The following is a 20,433-nucleotide window of genomic DNA, read 5'->3' as shown; positions in this document are numbered from 1 at the left end:
CTGATTTGCGCAAGAAGAGAAGAGAGCGATAGATGACCAGCCAGACAATTCCGGTAGAGCCTTTCGACTGCATCGTGTTCGGCGGTTCCGGCGATCTTGCCGAACGCAAGCTCATTCCGGCACTGTATCAGCGTCAGCGTGCAGGCCAGCTCACCGACCCAACGCGCATCATCGGCGCATCGCGCAGTGCCATGACCGATGAGGAATATCGGCAGTTCGCACGCGATGCCATCCACGAGCATGTGAAGGCTTCGGAAGTCGACGAGAAGGAAGTCGACAAGTTTCTCGCCCGTCTCAGCTATGTGGCGGTCGATGCCAAGTCCGAAGAGGGCTGGGATGCGCTCAAGACGCTGATCGGCAAGAAGCCGGAAAAGATTCGCGCTTTCTATCTCGCCGTCAGCCCCACGCTCTTCGGTGATATCGCCACGCGCCTCAAGGCGCATGGCCTGATTACCCGCGATACACGCATCATCGTGGAAAAGCCGATCGGTCGCGACCTGGAATCCGCCATGGCGCTCAATGATACGCTGGGCAGCGTTTTCCGCGAAGATCAGATTTTCCGCATTGACCACTATCTCGGCAAGGAAACCGTGCAGAACCTGATGGCGCTGCGCTTTGCCAATGCGCTTTATGAGCCGTTGTGGAACTCTGCCCATATCGACCATGTGCAGATCACGGTTGCCGAATCTGTCGGCCTTGAGGGCCGCGCCGGTTATTACGACACGGCAGGCGCGCTGCGCGACATGGTGCAGAACCACATTCTTCAGCTGCTCTGCCTTGTGGCCATGGAACCGCCATCCTCGCTGGAGGCCGATGCCGTCCATGACGAAAAGGTCAAGGTTCTGCGGTCCCTTCAGCCGATTACCAATGCAAATGTCGAAGACTTGACCGTTCGCGGCCAATATCGTGCGGGCGCATCCGCAGGCGGTCCGGTCAAGGGCTATCTGGAAGACCTCGAAAACAACACCAGCAACACCGAAACCTTTGTGGCGCTGAAAGCTGAAATCGCCAACTGGCGCTGGGCTGGCGTGCCGTTCTATCTGCGCACCGGCAAGCGGCTTGCCACGCGCGTTTCGGAAATCGTCGTCACGTTCAAGCCGATCCCGCACTCCATCTTCGGCGAAAGTGCTGGCAAGGTCATCGCCAACCAGCTTGTCATCCGCCTGCAACCGGATGAAGGCGTGAAGCAGTGGATGATGATCAAGGATCCGGGTCCGGGCGGTATGCGCCTGCGTCACGTGCCGCTGGATATGAGCTTTGCCGAATCTTTCAGCGAGCGCAATCCGGATGCCTATGAACGTCTCATCATGGATGTCGTTCGCGGCAACCAGACCCTTTTCATGCGGCGCGACGAAGTTGAGGCGGCATGGCGCTGGGTCGACCCTATCCTTCAGGGGTGGGAATTGAACAGCCAGCCTGTGCAGGGCTACACAGCAGGAACTTGGGGACCGTCATCGTCCATCGCGCTCATTGAGCGTGACGGACGCACATGGCACGAAAGCCTCTAGAGCGCATCCCGAAAAGTGTGAAACGGTTTTCGGAAAAGATGCGCGTCAAAACAAAGAGATAGAGCGGCTTCACGATTTTATCTGATTGAAACCGCTCTGGTTTCTGCTTTGGAAAGGTATGGAATGAGCATTGAACGGCACGATTTTACCAGCGGAACGGAACTGGCGCAGGCATTGTCGGAAGCCATTGCGAACAAGCTGAATGCCGCCATCGCTGAACGGGGACAGGCCACCTTGGCCGTCTCTGGCGGCACCACGCCGCTCAAGCTGTTCGAAGTGCTCTCCCGCAAGATGATCGACTGGAACCTCGTCACGATCACCCTTGTGGATGAGCGTTTCGTCCCCGTCGATAGCGACCGTTCCAACGAAAAGCTGGTGCGCGAGCATCTTTTGCGCGATCATGCGGGCGTGGCCAAATTCGTCGGCCTTTACAATCCGGCGGCGACGGCCGAAACGGCGGCGCTTGCTGCCGCCAGCCGCATTGATGCGTTGCGTCGTCCTTTCGACGTGGTGGTGCTTGGCATGGGCAATGATGGTCATACCGCCTCCTTCTTTCCCGGTGCCGACCGGCTTGATCAGGCGATCAACCCGGAAACAAGGGCGCTTGTGCTGCCGATCCATGCCGAAGGTGCTGGCGAAAAACGTCTGACCCTGACCCTTCCCATCATTGCCGAAGCCGACATGCTGGTTCTGCATATCGAAGGCGCTGCCAAGCAGGCAACGCTGGAAAAGGCGCTTTCCGGCGATGACGAGAATGAAATGCCCGTGCGGGCTGTCTTCCATCATGCGCGCACACCAATCCAGCTCTACTGGACAAGTTAAATTCGATTCAAGCCAGATTGGCACAGGTGATACCCATGCCCACCGAGACGGCACATAAACGCATTCAGGAAATCACCGCGCGCATTCGCGAACGGTCCAAGCCGACACGCGAAGCCTATCTTGGCCGTGTGCGAGAGGCTTCATCCAACAAGCCAAAACGCGCCGTGCTGGGCTGTGCCAATCTCGCGCATGGTTTCGCCGCCTGCGGCCCGCACGACAAGGCGGCGCTGATCGGCGACGAGATTCCGAACCTCGGCATCATCACGGCCTATAACGACATGCTGTCGGCGCATCAGCCATTCGAAACCTTCCCGCAGCTCATCAAGCAGGCTGCACGTGAAGCGGGTGGCGTGGCGCAGGTTGCTGGCGGCGTGCCTGCCATGTGTGATGGGGTTACGCAGGGTTTTGCGGGCATGGAACTCTCGCTGTTCTCCCGCGAAGTGATTGCGATGGCAACCGCCGTCGGCCTGTCGCACGATATGTTCGATGCGGCCGTCTATCTCGGTGTCTGCGACAAGATCGTGCCCGGTCTCATCATTGGTGCGCTGACCTTCGGCCACCTGCCTGCCGTGTTCGTGCCTGCCGGTCCGATGACCAGCGGCCTGCCGAACGATGAAAAGGCCAAGACCCGCCAGCTCTATGCCGAAGGCAAGGTCGGGCGTGCCGAGCTTCTGGAATCGGAATCGAAGTCCTATCACGGTCCCGGCACCTGCACTTTCTACGGCACGGCCAATTCCAACCAGATGCTGATGGAAATCATGGGCCTGCATCTGCCGGGCGCATCCTTCATCAATCCGGGCACGCCGCTCCGCGACGCCTTGACCCGCGAGGCTGCCAAGCGCGCGCTGGCGATCACTGCCTGCGGCAATGAATATACGCCAGTCGGCGAGATGCTGGACGAGCGTTCCTTCGTCAATGGCGTCATCGGTCTGAATGCGACCGGCGGTTCGACCAACCATACCATCCACCTGATCGCCATGGCAGCTGCGGCCGGTATCAAGCTGACATGGCACGATATTTCCGAGATTTCGGATGTGGTTCCGCTTCTGGCACGCGTCTATCCGAATGGCCTTGCCGATGTGAACCATTTCCATGCCGCTGGCGGCATGGGCTTCCTGATCCGCGAACTGCTCGATGGCGGCATCCTGCATGAGGATGTGCGCACCGTGTTCGGCGAAGGTCTGCGTCCTTACGCGATCGAACCGAAGCTGGGTGCTGACGGTACAGTCGTGCGTGAGCCGGTGCCGGAGAAAAGCGGCGACGACAAGGTTCTGGCCAAGATCCATGCGCCATTCCAGCCGACCGGCGGCCTCAAGGTTCTGACCGGCAATATCGGCAATGCGATCATCAAGGTTTCCGCCGTGAAGCCGGAGCGTCAGGTCATCGAAGCGCCCGCCAAGGTCTTCAACGATCAGGCAGAAATGCAGGCCGCGTTCAAGGCTGGCGAGCTGACCGGTGATTTCATCGCGGTGGTTCGCTATCAGGGGCCGAAAGCCAATGGTATGCCCGAGCTGCACAAGCTGATGACGGTTCTGGGCATTCTGCAGGATCGCGGCCAGCGTGTTGCTCTTGTTACCGACGGTCGCCTGTCCGGTGCATCAGGCAAGGTGCCCTCCGCTATCCACGTCACGCCGGAAGCTCTCGATGGCGGCGCCATCGGAAAAATCCGCGACGGCGATGTCATTCGTCTGGATGCCGTGAATGGCACTCTGGAAGTTCTGGTCAATGTGGCCTTGCTGAATGATCGTGGCGAAGACCGTCCCGATCTTTCAGGCAACGAACATGGCATGGGACGTGAATTGTTCCGCGCTTTCCGCCAAATCGCCGGACGGGCCGACGAAGGCGCTTCGGTGTTCTGAAAACAGTCCGAATGAAATTAAGGCAAAACAGCGATTTCAGCTGTTTTGCCTCTCAAACCATCAAAACCGGAATAAAACCGCGCGAAAAGCGCGGTTCAATTGTGTCAAAAAACTGGCTTTTTCACGCCAGCAGTGCGGCAGGCCGCAGTCAGCGTGTTGGCCATCAGCATGGCGATGGTCATCGGACCGACGCCACCTGGAACTGGCGTGATCGCTCCGGCAACTTTTTCGGCTTCCACGAAATCGACATCGCCGACCAGCCGTGTCCTGCCTTCGCCCCGTTCCGGTGCCGGAATGCGATTGATACCGACGTCGATCACCGTTGCGCCCGGCTTGACCCAATCGCCCTTGACCATTTGCGGGCGTCCGACCGCCGCCACCAGAATATCCGCCGTGCGGGCAATCGCGGGCAGATCTTTCGTGCGGCTGTGCGCAACCGTAACGGTTGCATTGGCAGCGAGCAGAAGATTGAACATCGGCTTGCCAACAATGTTGGAGCGACCGATTACCACGGCATTGAGACCCGAAAGATCACGGCCATGGATGCGCTCAATCATGATCATCGCGCCCGCGGGCGTGCAGGGAACGAAAGCCGTTTCAACTTCGCCGGTGCCAAGCTTGCCGACATTGATAAAGTGAAAGCCATCGACATCCTTGTCGGGCGAAATGGTCTGGATCACCCGGCCTGAGTCGATGTGCTTCGGCAGCGGCAACTGCACCAGAATGCCATGAATGGCGGGATCGTTGTTCAAGCTTTCGATCAGGTCGAGAAGCTCCTGCTCCGACGCCGTTTCCGGCAGATCGTGCTGCACCGAGTGGAAACCGCATTCCTTGGCCTTCTTGCTCTTGGAAGCGACATAGACCTGACTTGCCGGGTCTTCACCGACAATCACCACCGCAATGCCGGGCACGATGCCGGTTGCGGCCACGAGCTTTTCGGTTTCGGTCTTCACCGTGGAAACCACATCCTCGGCGAGCTTCTTGCCATCAATCAATTGAGCCATAGCGAGCGCTCCGTTCTTTTGTGATATCGGGCTTAAGTGTCTGGGAGATACACGACATCTTTTTCGTACACATGCCCATAAGCGTCATGATGCCCGATGACAATTGGCGAATGCGCGACAATGCAGGATTTTATGAAGTTTCAGAACGGAAAGTCCTGCGAGAACCGGTCAGGACTTTGCAACACGGGATGAGCGCACATCATCGATGGCACGACCGAGGGCGGCATTTTCCGTGGTGCTGTTGGTGCCTTCATTCTCGGCTTCCCAGCGCGCATTGGCTTCGCGGATAACGGCAGCAAGCCGGGTTTCGCCATAGGGTTCCAGAACCTCGTCCGGCTCGACTTCGCTTCTGACCGACGATCGGGGCTTGCGACCGGCCAGCATCATCGCAAGAAGGCCAAGCAAAAACCCGCCCAGCAATCCAAGGGCGATAATCCCTTGTGGAGAGAGAGTGCGCGGGCTCGGTTCCGCCATCGCTGGCGTAACGATCCGCACTGTCGCAGCAGACCCCGCCGAGGCAGGTTCGCCCCGTGCCGCACGCATCTGCAAATCTTCAAACAGCGCCTGCTTTGCCGCCGCATCGCGTTCCAGCATCTGCAGGCGTGCTTTGTCTTCGTCCGTGGCAGGCGTCGAGCCGAAACCGGCAATGGCAGCTGCTGCCTTTTGCTCGCGTTCGACTGCATTCTTAAGATCGGCCTGTAACACACTACGCTGGCTGGAAATCTCCTTGTCGATTTCCGCTTCGATCTGGTTCGCGTCAGCCCCCTGCCCTGCAGCGCGATAACGTTCCACCAGAACACCCAACGCTCCAGATCGCATGGTTTCAGGCACGCCCTTACCGGCGAGGCTCTCCGCAGTCGCGCCGTTCAGGCTGTTGGCCTCCGCTGCGATGCGCGCTGTCTCGGCCTTGCTGTCGGCGAATTCACGTTGAAGTGCGGCCTTGTTGTCGTCGTCGCCAAAATCCCGACTGACGCGAAAAGCAGTTGCCGCCTGCTGCGCCGCTTCGGCATCCGCCTCCAGACTTTGCAGGCGCGCCGGAAGATCACCATCAGACCCATTCAGTTCCGCGCCACCCTGCAGATGATCGCGAAATGCCTGCACAACGGCATTGGCCAAAAGTGCTGCCATTTCTGGCCTGTCAGCCATAGCCTCGACATTGACCGTGCCGCTGTCGAGTGCCTGTGTAAAATCAAGACGCTGGCGCAGCAATTGCGCACCCGACATCTTTTTGTGTCCGTCCAGGGCCGGAGATTGCTGGTCTTCGGGCAACAATAGGGTCAAGCGAAAGTGCAATTCCTCCAGAAATGAAGGGGCGCCGAGATCGGCTGCACGTTCAATGCGCGCCATCTGTGCGGCGCGCTCAAGCACAGCATTCGAGGCAATTTCACTCCGCCGCTCCGGCGGGAAAACCTGCAAGGATGCTGTCGCGCTATATTGGGGCGGCTCCAGAACAGCATATGCGGTTCCGATAATTCCGCCCAGCATTGTGAAACCCGCCAGAAGCCCCCAGCGACGCCTGCGGCGTGGCAATTGTAGCGGCTTTTCAAGTTTCGGGACGATGGTTGATGTGGGGGCAGCTGGCGCGGGTTGCGTCTTGATCGGTGCACCGTCGAGATTGGCTTGCAGCGCCTCCCGCACGGCATTCATCCGGCCCTGCATATCCGCCTTCGGATCAACTCGCTCGCTCGCTTCAGCGTCTAACAAATCCTGTTTGCGGCGGAGCAACTCCTCGCGGCGCCTTTGATGTTCGCGCTCTTCGTCATTGTCTTCGGTCGCGCGAGCGGATGGCACAGGCACAAGGAATTCCGGCGCATAGGCCAGAAGTGGGCGCGCAGCAGCACGTCTCCTTTCTCCGTCCCTTTCCACCATCGCTCCGTCCCGTTTTTCACCCGTGGCTATTAATCCAGATTAGTATTCATCATGGCAAATAAATCGTTAAAATTGCAATTATATGTATTGATTCATACAGATAAATCAGGAGGCCGTTGTGAGCACCGAAACGGAATACCCGATCGATCCAGAGCGGCTGAGTGGCATAATCCAGTTTATCCAGAATGCAGAGCGGCTGAAAAGCACTTTGCGATCCGGTCATACCTCACAGGGCCGACCGGAAAGCACAGCCGAACATAGCTGGCGGCTATGCCTTCTGGTTACGCTGTTCCACCGTGAGCTGGGCGATTGCGACCGGCTGAAACTCATCAAGATGTGCATCGTCCACGATCTGGGCGAGGCGATTTCCGGCGATGTGCCCGCAATCCACCAATCTGCCGATGACGGGCGAGCCGAGCGCGAAAAAGCGGACCTCATGACGCTGTGTGCCCCGCTGCCGGACGATCTGCGCGCAGAAATCATGGAGCTGTGGGCGGATTACAGCGAAGGCAAATCGACGGAAGCTATTTTTGCCAAGGGCTTCGACAAGCTCGAAACCATGATGCAGCATAATATCGGGCTCAATCCGCCGGATTTTGATTATGCATTCAATCTCGACTACGGCGTCAAGCAGACGGCGCGCCACCCGCTGCTACGCCAGTTCCGCGAAATCGTGGACGCGGAAACCCGGCGCAATGCCGAAAAGCGTTAGAGCATTTCCTGTTTTGATTGCACCATCGGAAATACTCTATCTCTTTGTTTCTACGCATGTCTTTATCCTATCGTTGCGGGATAAAGACATGCTCTAACTCAACGTCGCGAAGTGGCGCAGTGTGAAGGTGATCTGGTAAATCAGCGCGGCGGCGGCGAAAATCGCATGATAGCGCCGGTTATCCCAGAACACCGCAATCAGACTGAACAGGATAAAGCCTGCAACCTGAATCGGATATTCAGTGCCATAGAGTCGGTAGTGATCGGCTCCCTTCAACAACGTATCGATGAAATCGGCCACATAGACCAGCGCCAGAATGCCGAAAAACCACTTGCGCCGGGAAATGAAGTAATCGCGGTAGCCGGTATATTCTTCCATACTGTCGGGGAAGAGCAGCGTGCAGAGCAGGAAATACAATCCGGCATAAAAGATTACGAACAGATACTTCTCGAAAGTCCAGAGCGGAATGGTTCGCAAGTTGAACTCGAACCACCAGAAATGGATCACCGAAAGCAGGATGAAACCCACCCAAGCCAGATGGACCGGGTAAATTTTCTGCTTGCCGGGATGCTGGATAAAGCGTGCCAATCCAGTCAAAAGGCGTGAAACACACAGGCCGAGGATCATGCCTATGATGATGCGGACATGGCCAAAGGCTTCGGCTGGCGGCACACCCGTTGTCAAAGCCGGATCCATTCTTCCCCTCCGAAGCTTCACTCAACTTTGGTTCATATTGGTCGATATATTTTGGGCGATCAATGATTTAACCTCAGAAATTCGTGGATACGCCGCATATACTTGCGGAGTGTAATAAGGCGGGGCTATACCATCGCGGGCCATGTCCAAAGGAAATCCAAAGGTGGAACAATCAATATGCATGACACGGTAATTCTGGTCGGTTGCGGCAATATGGGCTTCGCCATGCTGAAAGGCTGGCTCGATAGCGGTATCCTCAAGGCAAAAGACGTTTATGTCGTGGAGCCGACCGAAGCGCTTCGCGATCGCGCCGCTGGTGCTGGCGTCCATGCCTTTGCCGATGCTGAAGCCCTGCCCGGCGATCTGAAGCCGCGCATGGTTCTCGTGGCGGTCAAGCCGCAGGTCATGGCACAGGTTCTGCCAGCCTATAAGCGCTTCGCACCCGCTGCCACTTTCGTCAGTGTTGCAGCCGGTATTCCGGTCGCCCTTTTTGAAAGCAAGCTTGGTCACGATGCAGCCGTGCTTCGCTGTATGCCGAACACGCCTGCCGCCATCGGCAAGGGGATGCTCGTCACCTACAAGAACACCAATGTGAGCGACGAGAACGAAGTCTTCGTAGGCCGCCTGCTTGAGACATCCGGCAAGGTCGCAAGTGTGGACGATGAAGCGCTGATGGACGTTGTAACCGCCGTTTCGGGTTCCGGGCCTGCCTATGTGTTCCACTTCATCGAGGCGCTGACCGATGCCGGTGTGACCGCCGGTCTGCCGCAGGAAACGGCAGCTTTGCTGGCCATGCAGACGGTGATGGGTGCAGGCGCGCTGGCCGATGCCAGCACGGACACGCCTTCAAAGCTGCGCGAACAGGTGACAAGCCCGAACGGCACCACCGCTGCCGCGCTCGAAGTTCTGATGGGCGGCGACCGCCTCAAGACGCTGGTGGCTGAAGCGGTGGAAGCGGCTCGCAAGCGTTCCGTCGAGCTTGGCAAAGCCTAAACTATCAATCTCGGCACAGCCTCGATGAGCGCTTTGGTAACAGGCGCTTGCGGTGCCGTTATCAGCTCCCGCGTCGGGCGGCATTCGACAATCCGCCCACGCTCCATCACCGCGATACGATCCGCCATTTGCGCTGCCACTGCGAGATCATGCGTGATGAAAAGATAGGCCGTCTGTGCGGCTTTCTGTATATCCCGCAGCAGGTTGAGAATAGCGCCGCGCACGGTGACATCGAGCGCCGAAACCGCCTCGTCCAGTACGATCAGCGACGGAGCGGTTGCAAGCGCCCGCGCAATCGCGACGCGCTGGCGCTGCCCACCGGAAATCTCATGGACGCCGCGCCGTGCCAGCGCCGGATCAAGCCCAACCGTTTGCAAAAGGCTGGCAATATCGCGCTTGAGCCCATGAATGCGTAGCGGTTCGCGTAAGAGATCATAGACGCTCGCACGTGGATTGAAGGCCGAGAGCGGGTCCTGAAACACCATCTGCATGCGCGCACGCTGCTTGCGGAGAACGGCTCGTTTGAGCGCCAGCCAGTCCTCGCCCTCAAAACGGATTGTACCGCCTGCAAGCGAGTGAAGCCGCAAAAGTGCCCGCGCCAGCGTGGACTTGCCGCTGCCAGACGGACCGACCAGCGCCAACGTCTCGCCCGGCTGGATCGTGAGGCTGACACCGTCGAGCGCAAGGGCGTCGCCATAGCGCAAAATGAGATTGTCGGCCTTCAAAAGCGGATCAGCCATGGGCCGCCTCCAGCACCGGCACGGCGGTGATCAGCGCTTTCGTGTAATCTGTTTGTGGGTCTGAAATGATCGTTCGAGCGGGTCCAAACTCCACTAGTTCACCTCGCCGGAAAACCGCGATGCGGTCAGCCAGTCCCGATGCCAGTGCGATGTCATGGGTGATGAAGATCAGCGTCATTCCGTCTGCGCGCACCAGTTCCTGCAGAAGAGAGACAATCTCCTTCTGCACAATGGTGTCGAGTGCGCTTGTCGGCTCATCCGCAATCAGCAGGCGCGGACCGGCAGCAATGGCGAGCGCAATTGCGATGCGCTGTTTCTGCCCGCCCGAAAACTGGTGCGGATAGCGCGAAAAACTTGCTTCGGGTTGCGGAATGTGAACGCGCTGTAAAAGGCTGACTGCCTTGGTTTTCGCTGCTGCTTTGTCGATTTTCGCATGGGCGCGAATGGTCTCGACAAGTTGCGCGCCGACCGTCATCAGCGGATCGAAGCTCGATGCCGGGTCCTGAAACACGAAGCCTATATCGCTTCCCGGTCGCGGCTTTCCATCTGCCCATTCCATATTGCCCGAAATGCGAGCATTGCCCGGCAGGAGCGAGGCCAGCGCCAGTGCCAGCGTGCTTTTGCCCGAGCCGCTTTCGCCAATGATCGCCAGCGTTTCACCGCGCCGGACATCGAGATCGATATTCTCCAGCGCCATTTCACGGCCATAGCGCACGCAAAGCTGCTCCAGCCGGACGATCACCGTCATGACTGCACCTCGCGCCGGGACAAGGCGTTCGTCAGTCCCTCGCCCGCCAGATATACGCCCACAACAGTCAATGCCAGCGCCAGTCCCGGCAGGATCGAAAGCCAGGGTGCGGAACGCAGGACCGTACGCCCCTCGGCGATCATACCGCCCCAGGTGACGCGGTTCGGATCGCCCAGCCCCAGAAAGGACAGAGCCGCTTCAATCAATATGGCGGAAGCGACGATCACCGGCACCAGCGCCAGAACCGGCGGCAGGGCGTTGGGCAGTATCTGGCGGAAAGCGATTTCCATCGGATGCATGCCGATGACGCGAGCCGACGCCACGTAATCGCTTTCGCGGATTGTGAGCACCTGCCCGCGTGTGAGACGCGCAGCCTGCGTCCAGCTTGAAAGCGCAATCGCGGCAATCAGCACCGGCAGTGTCGGCCCGGCAATGCTAACCAGCGCCAGCGCCAGCAGAAAGCCCGGTACGGTCTGGAAGGCTTCGGTAATTCGCATCAGGACTTCATCGACGATACCGCCCGCAAAACCGGCCAGCGTCCCGATGATGCTGCCAAGGATAATTGAGGCCAAGGCAGCAGCCAGCCCAACGCCAAGCGATGTGCGCGCACCATAGAAAAGCTCGGCCAGAACATTGCGTCCCAGCCGGTCAGTTCCGAAAATAAAATCTGTATTGTCAAAGGGTTGCAGCAGCGGCGTTGAGACAATGCTTAAAGGATCGGCGGGAAAGAGTAGCGGAGCGGCAAGTGCTGCCAGCACGAGCAGCACCAGCAGGATTGCACCTGCTATACCCTCACCCGTACTGAAATAACGTTTCACCCCGCTCATACCCCGCCGCCCCCGGTCGCAATACGCGGATCAAGCCAGAGATAGATCAGGTCGATAAGGAAATTGACCACGATCACCATGACGGCGCTGACCAGAATGACGCCGAGCAGAAGCGGCGTATCGCGGCTTGCGACGGCCTCCTGTGCAAGCCGCCCCAGCCCCGGCACGGCGAAAACGCTTTCGATCACCACGCTGCCGCCGAGCATGGATGCGGCCTGCAAGCCCAGCACGGTAACGAGCGGCAGCAATGCATTCCGCGCCACGTGGCGCAGGACAATGTGCGCATGCGAAATGCCCCTCGCCCGCAAGGCGCGCACGAAATCCATGCGCCACATGTCGGCCATGGCGGCGCGCATGACCCGCAGGTAAAGCGCCAGATAAATCACCGCCAGCGACACGACCGGCAGCACCAGATGACGCGCAATGTCGCCTGCCCGCGCCAACCCGTGCTTGCCGGAGGCAATCGTTTCAATGCCGCTCGACGGCAACCAGCGCAGCCTGATTGAAAACAGGATGACCAGCACGAGCGCCAGCCAGAAACCGGGGATCGCATAAAGAACCAGCGATGCCACGGAGAGAAACCGGTCGCGAAAGCTTCCGGGCTTCGCCCCTGCCACAATGCCAAGAAGCGACCCCACGGCAAAAGACAAGGCAGTCGCCGCGCCCATCAAAAGAAGCGTGTTGGGCAAGCGCTCCAGTATAACGTCGAGAATGGGTCGATTGAAACTGACGGACCAGCCGAGATTACCATGTGCAAGGGCTGCCAGATAGGCCCCGAGCCGATACCATATGGATTGATCCAGCCCCCAACGCGCGCGCATTTCGGCAATCGTTGCCGCATCACCGCCGAATGTTACGGCATAAGCGTCGACGGCATCGCCCGGCGCGCTTTCCAACATAAAAAAGCAGCCGACAATGACAATCAGCAGCACCATAATGCTGCCGACCAATCGTTTGCGGAAAAGGGACAGAATCTGTTTCACGATGGCAGGATACAATCAATCGGAAAGGTTCGTCACTGTTCCAGCCACGTATCCGCCCAGTTGGAAACTGCCCAGCGCGGGTTGCTGGAAACATTCTTCACGCGGTCGCGAGCAACGGTGATGAAACCCCATTCCGCAACATTGATGAGCGGCAAATCTGCGTCCACCATCTGCTGGAACTGATGATAGAGCGCCGTGCGCTTTTTCTCATCGATTTCGCGTGCGGCTTTGGCGATCAGCGCATCCAGTTCAGCATTGGCATAGCCGCCCTGATTGGAAAACGGCACGCCTGCCGGGATACCGCCCTCAACCAGAATTGTCGTGGATATGGCCGGATCACCACGATAAACCGTCGGCGCAATGGCCAGATCAAAATCGTGGTCAGTGTAAACTGCCTTCTGGTGCGCGGCGGAATCGTTGTTGACGATGCGCGCATCGATGCCGACTGCAGCGAGCGCCTGCCGCAGATAATCACCGAACTGTTTCGTTTCGTTGAAATAGGGCGCCGGAAGAAGCTTGAGCGTGAAGCGCGTTCCGTCCTTGCCCCGCTCGTAACCAGCCTCGTCCAGAAGCGCATTCGCTTTCGCGACGTCGAACGGATAGGACGGCACGTCATCGGTATAGAACTGGCTGTCATAACGCGGCACAGGACCGGTCGAGGTCTTGGCGTAACCGAGGAAAATTGTCTTCACCACGAAATCGCGATCAATGGCATGGGCGACTGCCTGCCGAACCTTCAGGTTCGCCAGTTCCTTGCGGCGATGGTTGATCTCCACCACGAGCTGGTAGGTCAGCGCTTCATAGCCCTTGGAGATGACCGTGAGGCCCGGAACCTTCGAAATTCGGTCCAGATCGGCGAGCGGCACGGCGGAGAAAGCAGCCAGATCGACTTCTTCGGCCTCCAGCGCGCCAGCCGCTGCGGCGCGATCCGGCAGCACGCGATAGACAATCTCGTCCAGATAAGGCTCACCCTTGCCCCAATAATCGTCGTTGCGCGTCAGCCGGTAATATTCGCCGGTCTTATGTTCGGCATATTTGAACGGGCCGGTGCCTACGAGCTTTTCATTGGCCGGGTTGGCCATGATGTCACTACCCGCGAAGACATGCTTCGGCAGCACTGCCGTCAGCGCCGGCAGGGCATTGCGGATAAGCTGGAAGGGCGTCGGCTCGGAGAAATGGAAAACGGCAGTGAGGTCGTCTGGCGTTTCAACCTTTTCCAGCGCCTTGAACACAACACGGCCCAGGTTTTGCAGCGGTTTCCAGACTTCCATGGCCGAAAATGCCACATCCGCCGATGTGAACGGCTTGCCGTCATGCCATTTAACGCCTTCGCGCAGACGGAACCTCACCGTCAGCCCGTCGGCGGAGCCTTCCCAGCCTGTCGCAAGCCGTGGCGCGAGACCATTTTCGCCCTCGAAGGACGTTTCCGCCAGAGGTTCGATCACCTTGCTTGCGATAAAGAAAACGCCATTGGAGGCCACGATGGCCGGGTTCAGATTACGTGGCTCTGAATCTGCGGCCACAACCAGCCGCCCACCTTTCTGCGCTTCACCAGCCGCATTCGACCGTTGCGGCCAGACGGCGACAGCGGCCAAAGCGGTCGATCCCGCCAGAAAAGCCCTACGTGACAGAACCAGTTGAGCCATATCCATTGCCCCGCAATCACATTTTCATTTGACGACTTTTTATACCAGTCACCCGTAAATGACAGGATCAAAACCTGTTACCGGAACAATAAATATCGAAAAACACTTCGCTTTCCGGCATCTTTAACCGTCAAGTAAAAATGATATTTCAATTATTTGCTAGCTTATTAATGAAGTATTTCAACCTATGCGTTTGAATTATTTTTTCGATTAAACCCAATTTAAAGAAAATCCCCTCTTGCCAAACAGGGCTTCTTCCGTAGATCATGGTTAATTATGTGTTGTCGTATTTCGTGAGCTTCATTTCGACACGGCACGCATAGACCACTGAAGAGCAATTCATGGCTCTTATTTGAATGCATTTGTGCGCCCCATTTCATTCATCTGGCCGCAAATGCCCCCTGAAAGCTGAACCCATTGGAAGAGAGGAAACAGAAATGTCTAGTTTGCTGCCCCCGCTTCATGACGGTCACGCACCGATCTATCTCCATCATGCATTCCAGGATGCGGTCGATGCTTATGAAGATTGGGCTCTGGAAACGACCGAACCGTCCGTTCAGGTCAACGGCAAGGTCACACGGATCAGTGTCATCTTCCGCCGCCTGTGGAACTGCACCGACATGGTGCCGCGCCACACGCTGGAAGCGCTGAGGGATATCGTCCCGACCGGCATCATCCATGCTGAACACTGGAAGGAAACGCCCACATTTGCAGAAGCTGCCCGCATCATGCGTGCTGCTCTGGAAGGGCGCAAGGCACGACGGCTCCCGGTCGTGTGCTGATTTCCTGAAACCCATAAAGGAAACGGGCGGATTTTCCGCCCGTTTTGCATTCAACTGCTGATCCTTCGACAAGCTCAGGAAGAAGTTCGACGGTTCTGGATGAGGGAAGCCGAGCCTATGCAGCCACCAGCGCTTGAGAGCCTGAATCAAAAAGCTGCATGATCACCGGAACGCAGACAAATTGCCATTTGCAGCCACACAGGATGGCTTTTGGAACAGGCTCTAAACAACAGGATCAAGTTTGCGGAAGCGCACGCGGGCGCTGCGTTCGATGGCGGCAACGGTCAGTTCATCCAGTGTCCAGCGGTCACGCAGCATCTGGAGAAATTCCAGTTCTTCCTGCTCCACATGGAGATCGGCAGCAGCGACTTCGACAGCCAGCGCATAGGCCGTATCGTAGAGACGTTCCGGCAGTGCTTCATGGGCAAGGTCGAGAATTTTTTCCAGGCCGTCTTCATCGGCAAGAAGCGCATAGCAATCATTGGCAATCTGCGGCAGGCGCCCGGTATCGAAACCGCGGAAAACCGGCAGGCGCGTCACCACATTGCCGATGGATTCCAGCTCGGCATCGGTCATGGTGGTGTCGGCGGCAGACGTCGTAATCATAATATAGACGAGTGCATCCTGCTGGGTGATCTTTTTCATCGGGTACTCCTGCACAACAATAGCCGGAATCAACTTCAACGGCCCAAATTGTTTTGAAAGTTAGGAAGCCGCATCCCGTTGCGCAAGGAAATTCGGTCGCAACCGTTGACGGACAGTGGTTGCCGCGCCATAGAGCAGTATGCGCCTCCCTTGCGCGCAAGTTTTCAATGAATAAACTTTCTTCACAGGATTAAACCATGACCTCGCACCGCCTTCCCGACATCACGCTGACCCCGGAACTGACCGCGGCGGCTGCGGAAGCGAAAGCATGGCCTTTTGAAGAAGCGAAGAAAATCCTCAAGCGTTATGCAAAGACCGGCCTGCCGGAAACGGTGATTTTCGAGACCGGTTATGGCCCTTCCGGCCTGCCGCATATCGGCACGTTCGGCGAAGTGGCGCGTACCTCTATGGTGCGCCACGCCTTTCGCATCCTGACCGAAGACAAGGTCAAGACACGCCTGATCTGCTTCTCCGACGATCTCGACGGCATGCGCAAAATCCCGGACAATGTGCCGGACAAGGCAGCCCTTGAACCCTATCTGCAGATGCCGCTTTCCGCCGTTCCGAACCCGTTCGGTGGCGACTACAAGAGCTTTGCGGACCATAACAACGCCATGCTGTGCCGCTTCCTCGACACTTTCGGCTTCGATTATGAATTCGCCAGCGCGACGGAATATTACCAGTCCGGCAAGTTCGACGCCGTGCTTCTCAAGGCTGTCGAGCGCTATGACGACATCATGAAGGTGATGCTGCCGACGCTCGGCGAAGAGCGTCAGGCGACCTACAGCCCATTCCTGCCGATCTCGCCGAAGTCTGGTCGCGTGCTTTACGTGCCGATGAAGAGCGTGGATGCCAAGGCTGGCACCATCACGTTCGACGATGAGGACGGCGTTGAAACCACGCTGTCCGTCACAGGCGGCAAGGTGAAGCTGCAATGGAAGCCGGATTTCGGCATGCGCTGGGCAGCGCTCGGCGTCGATTTCGAAATGTTCGGCAAGGACCACCAGACCAATGCGGGCGTTTATGACCGCATCTGCGAAATCCTCGGCGGTCGCGCGCCGGAACATTTCGTCTACGAACTGTTCCTCGACGAGCTGGGCCAGAAGATTTCCAAGTCCAAGGGCAACGGCATTTCCATCGATGAATGGCTGGCCTATGCGCCGACTGAAAGCCTTGCGCTTTACAATTTTCAGAAGCCGAAGACCGCCAAGCGGCTTTACTTCGATGTCATCCCGAAGGCGGTGGACGAATATTTCACCTATCTCTCGGCCTATGAGCGTCAGGAATGGAAGGACCGGCTGAACAATCCGGTCTGGCACATTCATTACGGCAACCCGCCGAAGGTGAACCTGCCAGTCACTTTCGCGCTGATGCTCAATCTGGTCAGCGCATCGAATGCCGAAAATCCGGCTGTGCTGTGGGGTTTCATCTCGCGCCACGTGCCGGGCGTTACGCCGGAAAACAATCCGGAACTCGATGCGCTCGTCGGCTATGCGATCCGCTACTTCAACGATTTCGTGAAGCCGACCAAGCAGTTCCGCGCGCCGGATGATGTGGAACGGGCAGCCCTTGAAGCATTGGATGCGAAGCTCGCAACGCTGCCTGCCGGCACTGATGGCAACGACATCCAGAACGCCATTCTTGACGTCGCCCGTGCCATTGAGCGTTATCAGGACCACACCAAGAAAAGCCCGGAAGGCGGTCCCGGCGTTTCGGTTTCCTTCTTCCAGATGCTCTATGAAGTGCTGATCGGTCAGGAACGCGGACCGCGTTTCGGCTCCTTCGTCGCGCTTTACGGCATCGACGAAACCCGCGCGCTGATCAAAAAGGCGCTGGCTGGCGAACTGGCCTAAGTGCCCAGACACGACAGGAAACAGCCCCGGTCTTCCGGGGCTTTTTTCATTGGATGACCGACGTTGCCCTGGGCCACATACCCATGCGCTGAACAAGTTCTTGCTGACAGCGCCTGATCTGTGGGCTCTGCGCGGTTTCAATACCCTCCGCCGCCTAGCTGCTATCTATCACTCGACCCCAATATGCCTGGGATGATGAGCCATGTTGGCACTCCCGGTCACCTATTCACTTCTGCGCTCCGGCGCCGGAGTATTTCAAAGTAAGTTTAAATATACTCTTGATTGTCATTTTCGACTTTTCTTGTATTAACATATGTTAATCTGGAATAATCTCTATTAAATAATGACACCGGAATATAAACCAAAGATTATTTGGTAATCCCACCATCATCTGTGATAGGATGTATGGATAGTATCCAATCTTCACACACAGTGCGAGCATCCCTTTACTCCATCGAATGCTAGATTCGATGGACATTCGGAACTGTCGAGAAGACCTCCGGCGATTGAAGAAACGGAGCCTGCAGTGTCAACCGAGTTTGAAAAGATACGGCGCACAGTGCGCAGACGTCGGACCATGATCATCGTGGCCAAACATACGCTCGTGCGGACATCCATTGTAAAATTCCTGGAATACGAACTTGCCGATTGTAATGTCGTTGGCATGGCCTCTTTAACAGAACTGGTCAAAGCCAGCAGACGTGACATAGCTCTCATTGCGTTGGATCTGGGAGGCAGGGCGATGGATAGCTCCGCACTGCGGGAAGAGCTCCTCACCGTAGAGAGCCACTTTCAAGCGGCGTCGATTGCCCTTTTCTCTGACAAGGACGATGTTCTGCTGGAATCTCAAGCGATTAAAATGGGCGTGCGAGGGTTCTTTACGTCGTCCCTTCCGGTAGAGATCGCTCTGGCTGGCATTCGGCTGGTGCTCGCGGGAGGCATATTCTGTCCGCATCCGCAGGGCGCTCAGAGTACGATTCAAACAACGATCTCCCTCAAGGACAGATCAACGACTGAATTGACCGACGATGGAACCGATAGTGTGAACTACAGCTGGTGCCAGCCAGCCATTACCGGTTTCACACCACGGGAAGTTGACGTTCTGACTGAGTTGCAGCGCGGTCATTCAAACAAGGTCATTGCTGAGAAGCTCAATCTTTCCGGAAATACCGTGAAGATGCACTTGCAGCATATTATGCGTAAACTACATGTTCAGAACAGAACCGAAGTCGTTCTGTTGCTTGGTGCCAAAGCGACTGCCAATGGGAGCGCCATTCAATAGGCGCAGATAATTCAGTTTTCGCGGAAAGCCCGGTGAAAACTGTCCAGCAATGGCCTGACAGCATAAAGTGCGACACTGCTTTCCCCGGTTTCTATCAGGGCCTGCACAGGCATTCCAGGGATCATTTCCACGTCTCCGGCCTGCATCAGTTCATCGTCGGTCACGCGGATCGTCGCAGCATAATAGGGCTGCCCGGTCTGTTTATCGATAAGCCGGTCGGCCGAAACATATGTCACTTGTCCTTCCAGAAGAGGCACGCGCCGCTGATCATAGGGCAAAAGATGCACCTGAGCGTTCAAGCCGGGACGCACAAGGTTGATATCCTCGGGCCGAACATGCGCTGACACGATCATGTTGCCATCCTGCGGCACCAGATCCAGCAACGGCTCTCCTGCCCCGATAACGCCGCCCGTCGTGTGGATGCGCAAATCCATGACAATCCCGTTTTCGGGCGCCTTGATATCCGTCCGGATCAGTTGATCGTTGATTGCGCGGTATCGTTCGCTTAACAGGAAAAGCTGGTTTTCGGTCTCGCGCAGTTCCTTTGCGATCTCGTTTTGGCGATCACTCTCCAGCTTCACGAGATTGGCCTGCGCTTCATTAATCACCTGATAAGCGCGGGACATCTGAGCTATGGTCTCTCCCAGCTGTCCGTCCAGATCAGCTTTCTCGCGTGCGAGATTCAATACGCTCGTTTTGCGCTCGAGCCCCTTTTTCACAAGCGGATTTATCATGTCCAGTTGCTGGCGCGTGATCTCGATGCGGGACGACAAGGCCATTTTTTGCGCCGCCAATCCGGTTATCTCTTCCTTCACCTGCCCCATTTTCTCGTGCGTTATGGCAATTTCAGATCGATAGACGTCGCGACGGGCTTCAAATATTCTTCGTTGTCCGACGACAATGGCGTTGACTGCCGGATTGTGCGGCGCGAGTTGTTCCAGCTCCGGTGGAAACAAAAGTTGCATCTCGTTCGCCTGTTCAGCGACCAGCCGAGCCCGGCTCGCCTGCGCGTCCCACAGCTGGCCCTGAATGCCAACCAGCTCCGTCCTGGGTTTTGTATCGTCCAGCTTGATCAGAATCTGACCGTTGGAGACCAAATCGCCATTGTGGACATAGATCTGCTGAACAATACCGCCTTCCAGATGCTGAATGGTCTTGCGGCTGGATTCCGCTTCGACAACACCCACAGCGACCGCCGCACTTTTAAGCGGTGCGAAAACTGCCCATATTCCGAAGCCTGCAACGAATATCAATACGAGCAGGTTTCCTGTCCAGGCCACGCCGCGCAGCCTTGGCCGTGATGTAAGCGGCGTTGGCAAAGTGTTTTTCCCAGGCAGCAACAGCGGTAAAGACGGGAGCTTCAGCTGTATTGCACGCAAACGAGCCAGCAGCAGCGAATACTTCAATGCATTTGCTACCTTCGCCGGGAGTTCGATGGGAACGAGGGTCATGACGAGGCATCCC

18 protein-coding genes are annotated in these 20,433 nt (G+C 57.2%); 8 read left to right on the top strand and 10 right to left on the bottom strand.

The features are described 5' to 3' along the window. The first annotated feature begins 32 nt into the window (after positions 1 to 32). The 3 genes from zwf (at position 33) to edd (ending at position 4,189) form a co-directional block, all read left to right on the top strand. The gene (gene zwf, locus KWJ32_RS01100; RefSeq protein ID WP_012093297.1) at positions 33 to 1,508 is read left to right on the top strand and encodes a glucose-6-phosphate dehydrogenase; all 1,476 of its coding nucleotides are present in this window, start codon (positions 33 to 35) and stop codon (positions 1,506 to 1,508) included. Between the two features lie 123 nt (positions 1,509 to 1,631). Further along, a complete protein-coding gene (pgl, locus tag KWJ32_RS01095) occupies positions 1,632 to 2,330 on the top strand; it encodes a 6-phosphogluconolactonase (RefSeq protein ID WP_012093298.1) in 699 nt (232 codons plus the stop codon). 35 nt (positions 2,331 to 2,365) lie between these two features. After that, a complete protein-coding gene (gene edd, locus KWJ32_RS01090) occupies positions 2,366 to 4,189 on the top strand; it encodes a phosphogluconate dehydratase (RefSeq protein WP_036587560.1) in 1,824 nt (607 codons plus the stop codon). Positions 4,190 to 4,293: 104 nt separating this feature from the next. On the opposite strand, the gene folD is transcribed toward edd, so the two are convergent. Together folD and KWJ32_RS01080 are read right to left on the bottom strand one after the other, a co-directional pair. Further along, the gene (folD, locus tag KWJ32_RS01085; RefSeq protein WP_012093300.1) at positions 4,294 to 5,193 is read right to left on the bottom strand and encodes a bifunctional methylenetetrahydrofolate dehydrogenase/methenyltetrahydrofolate cyclohydrolase FolD; all 900 of its coding nucleotides are present in this window, start codon (positions 5,191 to 5,193) and stop codon (positions 4,294 to 4,296) included. A gap of 168 nt (positions 5,194 to 5,361) precedes the next feature. Next, the gene (locus KWJ32_RS01080) at positions 5,362 to 7,062 is read right to left on the bottom strand and encodes a GNVR domain-containing protein (protein WP_151609410.1); all 1,701 of its coding nucleotides are present in this window, start codon (positions 7,060 to 7,062) and stop codon (positions 5,362 to 5,364) included. A 118-nt stretch (positions 7,063 to 7,180) separates the two neighbouring features. On the opposite strand from KWJ32_RS01080, the gene KWJ32_RS01075 reads away from it, so the two are divergent. After that, the gene (locus tag KWJ32_RS01075) at positions 7,181 to 7,774 is read left to right on the top strand and encodes an HD domain-containing protein (RefSeq protein ID WP_012093302.1); all 594 of its coding nucleotides are present in this window, start codon (positions 7,181 to 7,183) and stop codon (positions 7,772 to 7,774) included. A 93-nt stretch (positions 7,775 to 7,867) separates the two neighbouring features. On the opposite strand, the gene KWJ32_RS01070 is transcribed toward KWJ32_RS01075, so the two are convergent. Continuing rightward, complete coding sequence (locus tag KWJ32_RS01070; RefSeq protein ID WP_094515604.1) at positions 7,868 to 8,470, bottom strand: hypothetical protein; 603 nt, start codon at positions 8,468 to 8,470, stop codon at positions 7,868 to 7,870. Between the two features lie 177 nt (positions 8,471 to 8,647). Between KWJ32_RS01070 and proC the strand changes: the two genes are divergently transcribed. Beyond that, positions 8,648 to 9,463: a pyrroline-5-carboxylate reductase gene (proC, locus tag KWJ32_RS01065; RefSeq protein ID WP_040128629.1), complete on the top strand. Its 816-nt coding sequence runs from the start codon at positions 8,648 to 8,650 to the stop codon at positions 9,461 to 9,463. On the opposite strand, the gene KWJ32_RS01060 is transcribed toward proC, so the two are convergent. From KWJ32_RS01060 to KWJ32_RS01040, 5 genes are read right to left on the bottom strand one after another with little or no spacing between them, the layout of a single operon-like run. After that, positions 9,460 to 10,203 (bottom strand): ATP-binding cassette domain-containing protein, encoded by a 744-nt coding sequence (locus KWJ32_RS01060; RefSeq protein WP_151609408.1) that lies wholly within the window; start codon positions 10,201 to 10,203, stop codon positions 9,460 to 9,462. The two genes, proC and KWJ32_RS01060, sit on opposite strands and share 4 nt — an antisense overlap. Next, on the bottom strand, positions 10,196 to 10,951 hold the full coding sequence (locus KWJ32_RS01055) for an ABC transporter ATP-binding protein (RefSeq protein WP_012093305.1): 756 nt from the start codon (positions 10,949 to 10,951) through the stop codon (positions 10,196 to 10,198). Before KWJ32_RS01055 ends, KWJ32_RS01060 begins: the two co-directional genes overlap by 8 nt. Continuing rightward, complete coding sequence (locus tag KWJ32_RS01050; RefSeq protein WP_012093306.1) at positions 10,948 to 11,778, bottom strand: ABC transporter permease; 831 nt, start codon at positions 11,776 to 11,778, stop codon at positions 10,948 to 10,950. The genes KWJ32_RS01055 and KWJ32_RS01050 overlap by 4 nt, the downstream gene beginning before the upstream one ends. Next, positions 11,775 to 12,776, bottom strand: coding sequence for an ABC transporter permease (locus KWJ32_RS01045; protein ID WP_012093307.1), 1,002 nt, complete (start codon positions 12,774 to 12,776; stop codon positions 11,775 to 11,777). The genes KWJ32_RS01050 and KWJ32_RS01045 overlap by 4 nt, the downstream gene beginning before the upstream one ends. 17 nt (positions 12,777 to 12,793) lie before the next feature. After that, on the bottom strand, positions 12,794 to 14,407 hold the full coding sequence (locus KWJ32_RS01040; RefSeq protein WP_012093308.1) for an ABC transporter substrate-binding protein: 1,614 nt from the start codon (positions 14,405 to 14,407) through the stop codon (positions 12,794 to 12,796). Between the two features lie 437 nt (positions 14,408 to 14,844). Here KWJ32_RS01040 and KWJ32_RS01035 point away from each other — a divergent pair, with 437 nt between their 5' ends. Further along, positions 14,845 to 15,189, top strand: a complete 345-nt coding sequence (locus KWJ32_RS01035) for a hypothetical protein (RefSeq protein ID WP_010659156.1) — start codon at positions 14,845 to 14,847, stop codon at positions 15,187 to 15,189. A 222-nt stretch (positions 15,190 to 15,411) separates the two neighbouring features. Here KWJ32_RS01035 and KWJ32_RS01030 read toward each other — a convergent pair whose 3' ends face one another. Further along, on the bottom strand, positions 15,412 to 15,834 hold the full coding sequence (locus KWJ32_RS01030) for a tellurite resistance TerB family protein (RefSeq protein WP_010659157.1): 423 nt from the start codon (positions 15,832 to 15,834) through the stop codon (positions 15,412 to 15,414). A gap of 197 nt (positions 15,835 to 16,031) precedes the next feature. Between KWJ32_RS01030 and KWJ32_RS01025 the strand changes: the two genes are divergently transcribed. Both KWJ32_RS01025 and KWJ32_RS01020 read left to right on the top strand, forming a co-directional pair. Beyond that, positions 16,032 to 17,687, top strand: a complete 1,656-nt coding sequence (locus KWJ32_RS01025; RefSeq protein ID WP_012093309.1) for a lysine--tRNA ligase — start codon at positions 16,032 to 16,034, stop codon at positions 17,685 to 17,687. Between the two features lie 577 nt (positions 17,688 to 18,264). Next, the gene (locus KWJ32_RS01020; RefSeq protein ID WP_010659159.1) at positions 18,265 to 18,969 is read left to right on the top strand and encodes a response regulator transcription factor; all 705 of its coding nucleotides are present in this window, start codon (positions 18,265 to 18,267) and stop codon (positions 18,967 to 18,969) included. Positions 18,970 to 18,980: 11 nt separating this feature from the next. On the opposite strand, the gene KWJ32_RS01015 is transcribed toward KWJ32_RS01020, so the two are convergent. Then, positions 18,981 to 20,420: an HlyD family type I secretion periplasmic adaptor subunit gene (locus tag KWJ32_RS01015; protein ID WP_012093311.1), complete on the bottom strand. Its 1,440-nt coding sequence runs from the start codon at positions 20,418 to 20,420 to the stop codon at positions 18,981 to 18,983. Positions 20,421 to 20,433: the final 13 nt, after the last annotated feature.

It is taken from the genome of Ochrobactrum sp. BTU2, assembly GCF_024539785.1.
Classification (GTDB): Bacteria; Pseudomonadota; Alphaproteobacteria; order Rhizobiales; family Rhizobiaceae; genus Brucella; species Brucella anthropi.
The sequence above is the reverse complement of the archived record's forward strand: the minus strand, read 5'-3'. Positions and strand labels throughout refer to the sequence as shown.